The sequence below is a fragment of the Bradyrhizobium sp. 76 genome (genome assembly GCF_023073025.1).
In the GTDB taxonomy this organism is placed as follows: Bacteria; Pseudomonadota; Alphaproteobacteria; order Rhizobiales; family Xanthobacteraceae; genus Bradyrhizobium.
Window position 1 is genome coordinate 171688 of record NZ_JADPIS010000109.1, and the last position, 14082, is coordinate 185769.

Genomic DNA, 14082 nt, shown 5'->3' on the forward strand with positions numbered 1-14082 from the left:
GTCCCTCAATAGCGGAATTCGGCGGCGGGCGGGACCAGGAATTTCGGGCGTGGTGAATGGGGGTGAGGAGGGTGATCGAGGAGCCGTGGCTCCTCCAATGTCGTCCTGGCGAAAGCCAGGACCCATTATCCCGACTGGTAGTTATCGCGGCAGGCTGTGGCCACACCGTCCTCCAACAACGATCGCTTGTGGTAATGGGTCCTGGCTTTCGCCAGGACGACCAGTCCAGATTTTCGTCAGAGACGGTTGAGTGACCGCTCTCAATGCACCGCCGACGCCGCGCGCTTGGCGGCAACCGGCTTCGGCGCAGGCTTCACGTTGGCCTGCGGCGCGCTGTCCCAGCCGCCGTTCGGGGCCGCAACATTGACGGCGTCGTCGGGCTGCGGCTCGGCGCTGAAGGTCTGGATCGCGAGCTTGGCGGCGGCGAGCGATTGCGGGTCGAGCCGCTTGGCAACATCATCGCGCTTGGTTGCTGCGTCCGCATCGCCCTGGGCGGCGGCGAGGGTGAACCATTTGTAGGACTCGGCGAGGTTCTGTTCCACCCCGATGCCGCGGGCATAGAGGATGCCGAGGTTGAACTGGCTGTCGGCGACGCCGCGGTCGGCGGCCTTGCGGAACCACAGTGCCGCGCTCTTGTAGTTGGCGCCGCGTCCGCCGCCATCGGCGTCGAGCACCGCGAGATTGTGCATCGCCTTGGCGTTGCCGCGCTCGGCCGCCTGCGTGTAGTAGCGGCGGGCGATGTCGGCGTCCTTCTTCACGCCGAGACCCTTTTCGTAGAGTGTCCCGAGGCGGAAGGTCGCGGGTACGACGCCGGCCTGCGCCGCGCGGTCGTACCATTTGGCGGCTTCTTCATAGTTTGCAGTCACGCCCTTGCCCTCGGCAAAGCGCACGCCGATCTCGTAGGCCGCGGTCGCATCGCCCTTCATCGCGGCGGTACGCAAGCCGGGGCCACCGATGCCGTCAGGAAGCTTTTCGGTCGGCGGCACCTGGATCATCGCGAGTTTCGCGCGGCTCGTGCCCGACAGCGCGCCGGTGACGTCGCTGGAGGCCGGCTGCGGCGCTGCGGCAGGCACCGGCGGAATTTCGACCGAGGCCGAGTTGCCAGAATTGGCGGCAGCAGGCGCGGCATTGTTCTGGGATTGCCGGCCGATCGGGGTCGGCGAGGTCATTGACGGCGTGACCTGCTCGGGCGTGGCGGGCTTGTTCTCGACCGGCGGCGATGCCTGCGGCGCGGGTGCGGGCGACGAATTCTCCATCGCCTGCGGCGACGGTGACGAGCTGCTGCCATCGAGCAGGTTCATCGCCATCTTGAAGGTGCCGAGCACGATCACGACCACGCTCGCGCCGACCAGCAGCGAGCGGATCTTCGAGGTGATGGTCGAACCGCCGTCCTTATCGCTGGCCTTACCCTTGTCCTTTGCGCCGCCGGCAGACGCCTTGGCGGCCCGGCCTGTTTTCTCGGGCGGCTGCGCGGCGGCGGCTTGCGCTGCGCGGCGCGCGGCCGCGATGAAGCTCGACGACGACACCGGCTCCTTGGGCGCGGCCGGGATTTCGCTGATCGCGCTTTCGGACGCAGCAATGCGCTCCGACGGCGTGGCGATGCGTGCACCCGGCCTTGTGCCCGGCTCGAGCGGATGATCCGGCGGCAGTTCGGGCGCAAGCGCGGCGCGCGTGGGCGCCGTATGCGGCTCCAGGATTTCGCTGATCGCGCGTGGCGGAACCGGCGGCGCCATCGGCATCGGCGGCGGCGCTGCCGGCGCGGCGGCATGGAATTCGCGCGGCGCGGCGGCGAAGGCGGCGTGAGCCGCCTGCGCGGCGGCCGGATTGGGCAACTCGGGCTTCGGATCGTATTTCGGGTGCTGCTGTGGCTGCGGCCGTGGCTCGCGCGCCATCGGCGCGGGCTCCATGGGAGCGGCCATCGGCATCGGCATCGGCTGCGGCGCAGGGGCGGGCGGCGCGGTGCGCACATTGCGAAGATCGCCCTCGATCATCGAGAGACGATCGACGACGTGGCCAAGGGCGTTGTGGACGGCCTCCAGCGAATCCTGGGTGGTCCGGTTGGTCTCGGCCTGGCTGAAGCGGATGTCGGAGAGCTCGCGCTTGACGAGATCGACCATGCCGGAATCGGCAGGCGGCGTGGAGTTGCGGCTCTCGGCGAGCGCTGAATAGGTCGCCTGCTGCCGCTCCAGATGGCGCAGGATGTCGTGCAGCCCGTCCTCGACGCGGCTGAAATTGCCGTTGCGCGGATCGGCGGCGGCCTCGAGCCGCTCCAGCAGATACGAGACCCGCTGTTCAAGATGAGCAAAGGTCGAAGCCGAGTCGTTGCCGACCTGCATGCGGTCGAAACGGTCGGACAGGGCGCGGATCGCGCTTTCGAGCTGCTCGCTGCTCTCGGATGGCTGAGGGCGCTCGCGCGTTTCCAGAGCGGCGGTGAGCGCCGCGATGCGCTGCTCCAGTACCGCAAAACTGTCGCCTTGGCCGGACGCACGGGTGACCTGGTCGACCTTGGACGACAGCAGCTGCACGTCGTCCGAGAGCCGTGCCAGCGCTTCGTTGGAGGCGACGTTGGAGACGATGCCGCGCAGCGCCGAGATCGCGCCTTCGAGCTGGCGGACCGTCGAGGGATCGTCATTGGCGCGCAGGATCAGATCGAGCTTGGCGCCGAGATTGCGGATCGCCTCGTCATAGCCGGTGAGCTGCTCGGCCGGGGTCAGCGTGCGGAGCACCTGCTTGATCTCGGACAGCGCGTGCTCGATGCCGGACAGGACCTGACCGTCGGTGCCGTTGGAGCGGGTCTCGTCGATGCGCCGATGCAGCGAGCGGATCTCGTTCTCGATCGATTCGATCGCGCGGCGCGGCATTGCCTCGGTGATGGCGTTGCGGATCTCCGCAAGCTCGCTGCGGAACGTGTTGATCGCCTGCTCGGTATTGTCAGGGCGCTGCAGCGATTCGATCTGGCTCGTGATCTTGAGCAGATGGCGCTCGAGCGCAGAGAAATCCGGCCCCGGCTGCGGTGGCGGCGGAGCGTAGGCAGGCGGCGCGGGGGGCGCGTAAGGAGCTGCCGCAGGCGCGATCGAGGGCGCGGCGCGCGGCGGCATCTGCCTGGGCGTAAAGCCGTCGAGCTCGCTCTGCCGTGCCGTGATCTCGGCGACCGCGACGTCGAACGAAGCGGGGCTCAGGGGCGGTGAGCTGCGATAGACCTGCGCTGCCGCGCGCTCGACCGCATCGGCCTGGCGCTGGCGCGTTTCAACGGGGGCCTGTCGCGGTGCCGGAGCCTGCTGCGGCTTCGAAATTTGCGACAGCCTTGCATCGAGCCGTGAGATCGCGTCGTTGAGCTGGCGCGCAACGCCCTGCTCGCGCGAAACGTCTTGCCGCGGAGTGTCTTGCCGCGGAGTGTCTTGCCGCGAAGGATCTTGGCGCGAAGAATCTTGGCGCGGCGCCGGCTTTGAAATCCGTTCGATCTGCTGGGTGATGGCGTCGAGCCGCTGGTGGATGTCGGCGACTTCGCGGCTTTCCTGGCTCGGCACGTGACTGGGGAGTTGGCTCGGCAGTTGACTCGGAACGTGCTGGGCTTGCGGGCGCTGGTCGTAAAGTCCGCGAAAGTTCGGCGGGGCGGTCTCGCCGAGCGTGGAGTTCAGCCAATCGTTGAGTGACATTCCGGCGCGACGCGCAGCAGCTTCGGCCCGCTCCCGGACGGATGGATCGATGCCGTCAACACTCCACGATACGCGCGAATTCATGACTCTGTCCGGTTCCGACTCCGGCGCCCCACCCGGCGCCTCCAGTCTTCCCTCGCGTGCCGGTTGCAAAGACAATCGGATTTGGCGCGGGTCGTCTGCCTCGAAAACCGACTTTTGTCTGTTACGGTAAATAACGGGTTAAGGAACCCGTTGACGGTGTCTTAAAGTTGAGCGGCGGGGTGCGGGTGGCTTGCACACAAGCCCGGCCATGACGAAGCAGAGACACCTCAGCCCTTGCCCTCGCGCTTGCCGTCCTCCAGCGCCACCACGGTGCCGCTTGCGCTCATCGCCGACAGGGCCTCGAGCGCCTCTTCACAGAAATCGGCCACCATCTGCTCGTGCCGGGCGCCGAGCTGAAGCAGCAGCAGGTTACCGAGGTCGAGCACGCCGGAGGCTGCCCCTTCCGGAAAACGCTTCTTCAGGATGCGCTCGTAGTTCTCGTGGCGATCGCGGTGGTGCTCGAGCCGGGCCATCAGGTCGGTGCGCATGGGCTCGAGGCCGATACTGTCCAGCGCATGCAGCCGCACCAGGAGGTCGTCCTTGATGGAGGGGGGCGTGCTTGGCCGCGCGGCCCAGTGCCGCAGCGCTGTTCGGCCCTCCGGAGTCAGCGTATAGATCAGCTTGTTGGGCTTGCCTGTCTGCACGACCTCGCGGCCCTGGATGTAGCCGCGGTCGCGCAGCTTGGAGAGCTCGCGGTAGATCTGCTGGTGGTCGGCCTTCCAGAAGAAGCCGATCGAGGAATCGAATGTCTTGGCGAGCTCGTAGCCCGTCATCGGACGTTCCGTCAGGCATGCGAGGATTGCGTCGCCTAAAGCCATGACCCGGTCCTCCTGTTCCCGACCTTAACCAATTGGCTTGACTTTATGCGCATCGGCGCATATGCGTCAATGTGCATATGAGGCGACCCAAAAAGAGGGCAAACACCGCCCCGAAAACCTCAATGGAATCAACCTTCGCGCTACTGTGCATGGGGTTGTTTTCGCGTTTTTTGCCGAAGCCTTAGTTGCTTTGCCTTTAGGGAGGCACCTGAATGACCGGCCTCGATTCCTGGTACGGCTACATGAAGTCGCATGACCGGGCAGCGCTCTGGGACCTGCTCCATCCCGACGCCGTCTTCGAAAGCCCCGTCGTGCACGCGCCGCAGCGCGGCCGCGACATCACCTTCAAATATCTGGCCAGCGCCGAGAAGGTGCTTGGCGGTCCCGGCTTCACTTATGTCGGCGAATGGAAGAGTGAGAGCGGCGCCGTGCTCGAATTCAAGACCATGATCGACGGCATCGAGATCAATGGCGTCGACATCATCAGTTTCGACGGCGAGGGCCGCATCACGCATTTCAAGGTGATGGTGCGGCCGCTCAAGGCGATCAACATGCTGCATCGCCTGATGGCGGAGCAGTTGGCCGCCGCTCAATCATAAGCCAACACCGATCACTTCAAGGCCTGCCGGGAGACCACCATGCCGATCTACAGAGCCCCCGTCGAAGACGTGAACTTCCTGCTCAACGACGTCTTCCAGATCGACCGCTACGACAATCTGGCCGGCTTCTCCGATGCGTCGAGCGACGTTCGTGAAGCCATTCTCGGCGAAGCTGCCAAGCTTGCCGAAGAGGTGCTGCAGCCGCTCAACCGTGTGGGCGATCTCGAAGGCTGCAAGCGCGCCAATGACGGCAGCATCACCACGCCGACGGGTTTCAAGGAGGCGTTCAAGCAGGTCGCCGAGGGCGGCTGGCTCGGCCTGTCGGCGCCGACCGAGTTCGGCGGCCAGGGTCTGCCGGTGACGCTCTCCCAGGCCGTCAACGAATTCCAGATCTCCGCCAACATGGCGTTCTCGATGTATGGCGGCCTCACCATGGGCGCGACCGCAGCGCTGATCGTCCACGGCACGCCGGAGCAGAAGCAGACCTACGTGCCGAAGATGGTGGCGGGCGAGTGGACCGGCACCATGAACCTGACCGAGCCGCATTGCGGCACCGACCTCGGCATGCTCCGCACCAAGGCGGTGCGGCAGGCCGACGGCAGCTTCAAGATCACGGGCACCAAGATCTTCATTTCGGCCGGCGAACACGACCTCGCCCCCAACATCATCCACCTCGTGCTCGCCCGCGTCGAGGGCGCGCCCGCCGGCATCAAGGGCGTGTCGCTGTTCGTGGTGCCGAAATTCCTCGTCAATGCCGATGGCTCGGTCGGCGCACGCAATGGCGTGGTCTGCGGCTCGATCGAGCACAAGATGGGCATCCACGGCAATTCCACCTGCGTGATGAACTACGACAACGCCGTGGGCTGGCTGATCGGCGAAGAGAACAAGGGCATGCAGGGCATGTTCGTGATGATGAACGAGGCCCGCCTCGGCGTCGCCGTGCAGGGTCTCGCGCAATCGGAAGTGGCCTATCAGAACGCGGTTGCCTATGCCCGGGATCGCATCCAGGGCCGTTCGCTCACCGGTCCCAAGGCGCCCGACAAGCCGGCCGATCCGATCATCGTCCATCCCGACGTGCGCCGCACGCTGCTGTCGATCCGCGCCTTCAACGAGGCCGCGCGCGCCTTCGTGATGTGGACCGCGCTGAAGAGCGACGTCGCCCATCGCTCCGAGGATCCCAAGGACCGCCAGGCCGCCGACGATCACATGGGCCTGATGACGCCGGTGCTGAAGGGCTTCCTCACCGACTACGGCTTCGCCAATGCGGTGCAGGCGCAGCAGATGTATGGCGGCCACGGCTACATCGCCGAGCAGGGCATGGAGCAGTTCGTGCGCGATGCCCGCATCGCCATGATCTACGAAGGCGCCAACGGCATCCAGGCGCTCGACCTCGTCGGCCGCAAGCTGCCGCGCGACGGCGGCCGCGCCATCATGGCGTTCTTCGGCGAGGTCATGGCCTTCGCCAAGGAGAACGGCGGCGACGAGGCGATGAAGCCCTACGTTACCCCGCTCTCGGCTTCGCTCGGCCATCTCCAGCAGGCCACGACGTGGCTGATGCAGAACGCGATGGCCAAGCCCGACAATGCCGGCGCCGCCGCGACCGATTACCTGAATCTCTTCGGCTTCGTCGCGCTCGGCTACATGTGGGCGAAGATGGCGAAGGTGACGCAAGCCAAGATTGCCGAGAGCGGGGCGACTCCCTATCTCTCGACCAAGCTCGTCACCGGCCGCTTCTTCATGGAGCGGATGCTGCCGGAGACCGCCGCCAATCTCGCGCGCATCCAGGCCGGCTGCGCGACCATCATGGAACTGCCGGCGGAAGCGTTCTGAAGCCGCTTTCGCTGCGACCCGATCAAGACCAGAAGATCATCACATCAGGAGGGCGTCATGCCTGAGGCATTCATTTACGACCACGTCCGCACCCCGCGCGGCCGCGGCAAGGCGGACGGTGCGCTGCACGAAGTCACCGCGCTCGCGCTCGCGACCGTGCCGCTCAAGGCGCTCAAGGACCGCAACAACCTGCCGGAAGATTCCGTCGATGACGTCATTCTCGGCGTGGTCGATCCGGTCGGCGAAGCCGGCTCCGACATTGCGCGCTTCGCCGCGCTGAAGGCGGGCCTCGGCGAAGCGGTACCGGGCGTGCAGATCAGCCGCTTCTGCGCCTCCGGCCTCGACGCCGTGAATTTTGCCGCAGCCCAGGTGATGAGCGGCCAGCACGAGCTCGTGATCGGCGGCGGCGCCGAATCGATGAGCCGCGTCGGCATCGGCGCCTCCGGCGGCGCCTGGCCGATGGACCCGTCGATGGCAGTGCCGGCCTATTTCATGCCGCAAGGTGTCTCGGCCGATCTGATCGCGACCAAATACGGCTTCTCGCGTGACGACGTCGATGCCTATGCGGTGCAGAGCCAACAGCGTGCGGCGAAGTCCTGGGATGAAGGCCGCTTCGACAAGTCGGTCGTCCCGGTGAAGGACACCAACGGCCTCACCATCCTCGCCAAGGACGAGCATATGCGTCCTTCGACGACGATGCAGTCGCTGGCGCAGCTGCAGCCGGCGTTCACGATGATGGCACAGATGGGCGGCTTCGACGGCGTCGCGGTGCAGTCGCATCCGGAAATCGAACGCGTCAATTACGTGCACCACGCCGGCAATTCGTCGGGCATCGTCGATGGTGCCGGCGCGGTCCTGCTCGGCAGCAAGGAAGCCGGCGGCAAGTACGGCCTGAAGCCGCGCGCGAGGATCCGCGCGTTCGCCAATATCGGGTCCGAGCCGGCGATGATGCTGACCGGTCCGGTCGACGTCACCGAAAAGCTGTTCGCGCGCTCCGGCATGAAGAAGTCGGACATTGACCTGTTCGAGCTCAACGAGGCTTTCGCCTCCGTCGTGCTGCGCTACATCCAGGCCTTCGACATCGACAACGCCAAGATCAACGTCAATGGCGGCGCGATCGCGCTCGGCCATCCGCTCGGCGCGACCGGCGCCATGATCCTCGGGACCGTGCTCGACGAGCTCGAGCGCACCAACAAGGCGACCGCACTGGTGACGCTGTGCATCGGCGGCGGCATGGGCACCGCGACCATCATCGAACGCGTCTAAGGGTAGGGAGCAACCAGCATGGCTTACAAGAACTTCAAGGTTGAGACCGATTCCGACGGCATCGCGCTCGTGACCTGGGACATCCCGGGCCGTTCGATGAACGTGCTCGACGAGACCTCGACCAATGAGCTCGACGCGATCGTCAAGGCAACCACGGCGGATGCTGCGGTGAAGGGCGTCGTCATCACCTCTGCAAAGGAGGCGTTCTGCGCCGGCGCGGACCTGTCCATGCTCGAGGGCATGAACCAGGCCTACGCAAAAGTGTTTGGGGAGCAGGGCGAGACCGCCGCAAACCAGATGCTGTTCGAGCAGAGCCGGCGCTTCTCGCAGGTGCTGCGCTCGATCGAGACCTCCGGCAAGCCGTGGGCAGCGGCGATCAACGGCCTCGCGCTCGGCGGCGGTTTCGAGATCACGCTGTGCTGCCACTATCGCGTGGCGGCGGAGAATCCCAAGACGCGGCTTGGCCTGCCCGAGGTCAAGGTTGGCCTGTTCCCGGGCGCCGGCGGCACGCAGCGCGTGCCGCGCCTGGTGCCGCCGCAGGACGCGATGACGATCCTGCTCAAGGGCGATCCGGTCACGATCGAGAAAGCCAAGGCGCTGAATCTGATTCACGCCGTCGTTCCCGCCGCCGATCTCATCAAGGCGGCAAAGGACTGGATCAAGGGCGGCGGCAAGGCCATTGCGCCCTGGGACGAGAAGGGCTTCAAGCTGCCAGGCGGCCCGGTGTTCTCCAAGGCCGGCATGATGATGTTCCCCGCCGGCAACGCGATCTATCGCCGCGAGACCTACGACAATTATCCGGCCGCACGCGCGATCATGAGCTGCGTCTATGAGGGCCTGCAGCTGCCGATCGACGCCGCATTGCGCGTGGAATCGCGCTACTTCACCTCGGTGCTGCGCTCGAAGGAAGCGGCGGCGATGATCCGCAGCCTGTTCCTGTCGATGCAGGAATTGAACAAGGGTGCGCGCCGTCCGAAGGATGTGCCGCCGACCAAGGTGAAGAAGATCGCCGTGATCGGCGCCGGCTTCATGGGTGCGAGCGTCGGCTATGTCTCGGCCCGTGCCGGCCTCGACGTCGTCCTGATCGATCGCGACCAGGAGAGCGCCGACAAGGGCAAGGCGCATGCGCAAAAGGTGATCGAGGAGCAGATCAAGAAGGGCCGCGCCAAGCCCGGTGACGCAGAAGCGCTGCTCGCCCGCATCACGCCGACCGCGGACTATTCCGCGCTGAAGGACGTCGATCTCGTCATCGAGGCCGTGTTCGAGGACCGCAAGGTCAAGGCTGATACCTTTGCCAAGGCGCAGGAGCATATGAAGCCGGACGTGATCTTCGCGTCCAACACCTCGACGCTTCCGATCAGCTCGCTGGCGGAATCCTTCAAGGACCAGGGCCGGTTCGTCGGCATCCACTTCTTCTCGCCGGTCGAGAAGATGATGCTGGTCGAGATCATCCAGGGCAAGAACACCGGCGATCTCGCGATCGCGACCGCGCTCGACTACGTCCGGCAGATCGGCAAGACGCCGATCGTCGTCAACGACTCCAGAGGCTTCTTCGCCAATCGCTGCGTCGGCCGCTACGTCGCCGAAGGCAACGAGATGTTCCTCGAAGGCGTGCCGCCCGCGATGATCGAGAACTGCGCCAAGATGGCCGGCATGCCGGTCGGCCCGCTCTCGCTGTCGGACGAGGTGGCGCTCGACCTCGGTCTCAAGATCATGAAGGCGACGGAAGCCGACCTCGGCCCCAACGCCATCAATCCCGATCAGAAGAAGCTGATGGTGGAAATGGTCGAGAAGCAGGGCCGTCTCGGCCGCAAGAACAGCAAGGGTTTTTACGACTACCCCGAGAAAGGCAAGGGTCAGAAGAGCCTGTGGCCGGGCTTGTCCGCGCTGCAACCCAAGCAGCTCGACCCTGATACCCTCGACGTCGAGGAGCTGAAGCAGCGCTTCCTGGTGGTGCAGGCGGTGGAGGCCGCGCGCACGGTGGAGGACCACGTCATCACCGATCCGCGCGAAGCGGATGTTGGCTCGATCCTCGGCTTCGGCTTCGCGCCGTTCACCGGTGGCACGCTGTCCTACATCGACTTCATGGGTCCCAAGAAGTTCGTCGAGCTTTGCCACAAGCTGGAAGCGAAATACGGCTCGCGCTTCACCCCGCCGAAGCTCCTCGAGGAGATGGCCGCGAAGGGAGAAACCTTCTACGGCCGCTTCGCGCCGAAGAAGGCGGCCGCGTGATTCTCTGAACCCCTAGCCGGGATGAAAAATACGAAAGGGCGGATCTCGATCCGGCCTTTCGCATCTGCGCCTCAGGCAGCCTGAATCAGCCCTTCCTTCTTCATCGCTTCCTGCACCTGCGGCCGCGCCGCGACGCGGGTCTTGTGCGCGGCAAGGTTCGGCATCGCCGAGAGGTCGAACTTCATCCGGTCGCCCCAGGTCAGCATCGTGAAGAGATAACCGTCGGCCACCGTGAACTGCTTGCCCATGAGGTAGTCGCGGCCGGCGAGCTGGCTGTCGATGTATTTCAGCTTGCCCATGACGCGGTCCTTGAAGAAGGCCTTGGCCTCGTCGTTCAGCGCCGGCGCGAACATCGGGCCGAAGCTCTTGTGGACCTCCGAGGTGAGGAAGTTCAGCCATTCGAGCAGCTTGTAGCGCTCGGAGCTGCCGTGGGCCGGCGCCAGCGCCTTGGCTGAGGCCTGATCGGCGATCATCTGGACAATCACCGGGCCTTCGGTCACGATCTCTCCGCTATCGAGGCCCAGCGCAGGGACCTGGCCCTTGGGGTTCAGCTTCAGATAATCCTCACCGTTTTCGAGCTTCTTGGCCCGGATATCGACCTTGACCAGTTCATAGGGCAGGCCGGCCTCCAGCAGCGCGATATGGGGGGATAGCGAGCAGGCACCGGGCGAATAGTACAATTTCATGGAATTTCCTCCTCTTGTTGCTTGGCTCAGGCGAAAGAACGACTACATGCATCTGCTTGAAATAGTCAAGATTGATGCAGGTGCATCGAATAGGGTAAGAGACGGGCGACGAGCTTGAGCGGGACCATGAAACGCAAACCATCGACCGAGGCGACTTCCGCCTGGATCCGCTTGATGCGGGTGCAGAGCCGCGTGCTCAATTGCGTCGAGCAGGACCTGAAGAAGGCCGGCTTCCCGCCGCTGGCATGGTATGACGCGCTGCTTGAACTGTCACGGGCGCCCTCGGGCGAGCTCCGGCCGGTCGAACTCGAACGGCAGATGCTGATCCCGCAATATTCGACATCGCGGCTGATCGACCGTCTGGTCGACGAAGGCCTCGCCTCGCGGCGTGAATGCAAGATCGACAAGCGCGGCCAATTCGTGGAGATCACGGAAGCCGGCCGCGAATTGCAGAAGCGGATGTGGGGCGCCTATTCGGCCGCGATCGAGAAATATGTCGGTTCGAAACTGTCCGATGCGGATGCCGTGAAGCTCAGCGGTCTGCTCGACCGTCTCGGCTGCTCGTGCGGCGAGATGAAACTGCCGCCTGCCCACGTCAACGAAACCACGCCGTCGCGATGAGCGCGCGGCACACGAGCTCGTCCGTGCAGCCGGTGGCTGCGCGGACCATCCCTGTCACCCACGCGCGTTCGATCGAAGCGCTTTTGATTAGAGTCTGATATGGCGCGAGACCAGATCGATATGACGCCGTTGCAATCGCGTGACGAGCTCGTCAAGTGGTTCGAGGAAGGCTGCAAGGACCCGTCCGAATTCCGCATGGGCACCGAGCATGAGAAGACGCCGTTCACGCTCGAAGGCCACCGCCCGGTGCCCTACGAAGGCCCGCGCGGTATCGGCGCGCTGCTCGAAGGCATGAAACTCCTGCTCGGCTGGGAGCCGATCATGGAGAAGGGCAACATCATCGGCCTCTACGACGTCACCGGCGGCGGCGCGATTTCGCTGGAGCCCGGCGGGCAGTTCGAGCTTTCGGGCGCCCCGGTCGAGAATGTGCACCAGACCCAGAGTGAGCTGATGGCGCATCTGGCGCAGGTGCGCGAGATCGCGACGCCGCTCGGCATCGGCTTTCTCGGGCTCGGCATGACGCCGTCCTGGTCGCGCGCCGACATCCCGGTGATGCCCAAGGGCCGCTACAAGATCATGACCAATTACATGCCGAAGGTCGGCCAGTACGGCCTCGACATGATGTACCGGACCTGCACGGTCCAGACCAATCTCGACTTCTCCTCCGAAGCCGACATGGTCAAGAAGCTGCGTGTTTCGCTCGCGCTCCAGCCAGCCGCAACCGCCTTGTTCGCCAACTCGCCGTTTACCGAGGGCAAGCCGAATGGCTTCCTCTCCTTCCGGTCCGAGATCTGGCGCGACACCGACAACGCGCGTGCCGGCATGATGCCTTGGGCATTCGAGGATGGCATGGGCTTCGAGCGCTATGTCGACTACGCGCTCGACGTGCCCATGTATTTCGTCAAACGCGACGAGGACTACATCGACGTCTCGGGCTCCTCGTTCCGCGCCTTCTTCGATGGCCGCAACAACAATTTGCCCGGGGAACGTCCGACGCTGTCCGACTGGGCCAACCATCTTTCGACGATTTTCCCGGAGGTGCGGCTCAAGCGCTATCTCGAGATGCGCGGCTCCGATGGTGGTCCGTGGGGCCGTCTGCCGGCACTATCGGCGTTCTGGGCCGGGCTGCTCTACGACGATGTGTCGCTGGATGCCGCCTGGGACCTTGTGAAGCACTGGAGCGCGCATGAGCGCCAGGCCCTGCGCGACGACGTGCCGCGCTTCGGCTTCAAGGCGCGGATCAAGGACCGCTATCTGTTCGAGATCGCCAAGGACTGCCTCGCTTTGGCGCATGCCGGCCTGCGCCGGCGCGGCCGGATCGACCAGCTCGGCCGCGACGAGACCAGGCATCTGGAGCCGCTCGATCGCATCATCGATTCCGGCCGCACGCCGGCTGAGGAGATGCTCGAGAAGTTCAAGGGCCCGTGGAACGGCTCGGTGGAACCGGCGTACGCGGAATACGCGTTCTAGACCAAGGTCCCAACGGTCGGGAGACGAGCCGTTCATCGCCCGTACAGGTTTGCGGCGATCAAATGGCCGGCTGAAAAACCCGAGCGTCGTCAATAACTCGAAAGCTGTTCCGATGGGGAAGGGCCGCCTGGCCGTCATGGCAAGGGTCCTGGCAAGCGTCTTGGCAAGCGTCGTGGCCTGCGCCGCGCTGCTTTCGCTCGCGTTTGCGAGCTGGCCTGCGCGCGCGCAGACGGCGTTCGATCGGCCAGGCGGAGACTATTTCAGCACCCCGGTCACGTCGGGCGATCCGGAGGATTGCGCGCTGCTGTGCGAGCGCGACCGTCGTTGCCGCTCGTGGAGCTTCAGCTACCCTGACGTCGAAGGCGGCTCGGCGGTGTGCTGGCTGAAGAACACCGTGCCTGCGCGGGTGCCGGGAAGCTGCTGCATCTCCGGTGTGCGCGGCGCCGGCGTGATCGAGCCGCGTGTCGAAGGCGTGGAGACCTCGATCGACCGTCCCGGCGGCGATTTGCGCAATTTCGAGATGAAGGACGGCGAAGGCGAAGAAGCCTGCAAGGCCGCCTGCACCGCCGACAACAAATGTCGCGCCTTCACCTATGCCCGCCCGGGCTACACCGGACGCGAAGCGCGCTGCTTCCTGAAAAAGGAAATCAAGCCGCCGCGGCGGAAGGCGGGGTTCACGTCGGGCGTGGTGCGGTAGCATGCAGCTCTCACCACCGTCATTGCGAGCGTAGCGAAGCACTCGAGAATTGCTTCCGCGGCGGCAGTCTGGGTTGCTTCGTCGTTTCGCCCTCGCAATGACGAGGAGGGTAAAGCGGACATC

General features: G+C 65.1%; 10 protein-coding genes. 7 read left to right on the forward strand and 3 right to left on the reverse strand.

Going from position 1 to position 14082, the window contains the following annotated elements:
* Positions 1-260: 260 nt before the first annotated feature.
* Together IVB48_RS30560 and IVB48_RS30565 are read right to left on the reverse strand one after the other, a co-directional pair.
* Entirely contained in the window at positions 261-3740 is a 3480-nt protein-coding gene (locus tag IVB48_RS30560; protein ID WP_247405950.1) for a tetratricopeptide repeat protein, read from the reverse strand.
* 227 nt (positions 3741-3967) lie between these two features.
* Positions 3968-4558, reverse strand: a complete 591-nt coding sequence (locus IVB48_RS30565) for a PadR family transcriptional regulator (RefSeq protein WP_027570021.1) — start codon at positions 4556-4558, stop codon at positions 3968-3970.
* A gap of 212 nt (positions 4559-4770) precedes the next feature.
* Between IVB48_RS30565 and IVB48_RS30570 the strand changes: the two genes are divergently transcribed.
* The 4 genes from IVB48_RS30570 to IVB48_RS30585 are packed head-to-tail and all read left to right on the forward strand — an operon-like array spanning position 4771 to position 10485.
* The gene (locus IVB48_RS30570; protein WP_027570022.1) at positions 4771-5157 is read left to right on the forward strand and encodes a nuclear transport factor 2 family protein; all 387 of its coding nucleotides are present in this window, start codon (positions 4771-4773) and stop codon (positions 5155-5157) included.
* Between the two features lie 39 nt (positions 5158-5196).
* Complete coding sequence (locus IVB48_RS30575) at positions 5197-6987, forward strand: acyl-CoA dehydrogenase C-terminal domain-containing protein (protein WP_247405951.1); 1791 nt, start codon at positions 5197-5199, stop codon at positions 6985-6987.
* Positions 6988-7044: 57 nt separating this feature from the next.
* Positions 7045-8253 (forward strand): acetyl-CoA C-acetyltransferase, encoded by a 1209-nt coding sequence (locus IVB48_RS30580; RefSeq protein ID WP_247405953.1) that lies wholly within the window; start codon positions 7045-7047, stop codon positions 8251-8253.
* An 18-nt stretch (positions 8254-8271) separates the two neighbouring features.
* On the forward strand, positions 8272-10485 hold the full coding sequence (locus IVB48_RS30585; RefSeq protein WP_247405955.1) for an FAD-dependent oxidoreductase: 2214 nt from the start codon (positions 8272-8274) through the stop codon (positions 10483-10485).
* A 71-nt stretch (positions 10486-10556) separates the two neighbouring features.
* Here IVB48_RS30585 and gstA read toward each other — a convergent pair whose 3' ends face one another.
* Positions 10557-11171, reverse strand: a complete 615-nt coding sequence (gene gstA / locus IVB48_RS30590; RefSeq protein WP_247405957.1) for a glutathione transferase GstA — start codon at positions 11169-11171, stop codon at positions 10557-10559.
* 126 nt (positions 11172-11297) lie between these two features.
* On the opposite strand from gstA, the gene IVB48_RS30595 reads away from it, so the two are divergent.
* From IVB48_RS30595 to IVB48_RS30605, 3 genes are all read left to right on the forward strand, one after another.
* Positions 11298-11792 (forward strand): MarR family winged helix-turn-helix transcriptional regulator, encoded by a 495-nt coding sequence (locus IVB48_RS30595; protein ID WP_027570026.1) that lies wholly within the window; start codon positions 11298-11300, stop codon positions 11790-11792.
* 99 nt (positions 11793-11891) lie between these two features.
* Positions 11892-13262: a glutamate--cysteine ligase gene (locus tag IVB48_RS30600; protein ID WP_247405959.1), complete on the forward strand. Its 1371-nt coding sequence runs from the start codon at positions 11892-11894 to the stop codon at positions 13260-13262.
* Between the two features lie 112 nt (positions 13263-13374).
* The gene (locus IVB48_RS30605; RefSeq protein WP_247405962.1) at positions 13375-13959 is read left to right on the forward strand and encodes a PAN domain-containing protein; all 585 of its coding nucleotides are present in this window, start codon (positions 13375-13377) and stop codon (positions 13957-13959) included.
* Positions 13960-14082: the final 123 nt, after the last annotated feature.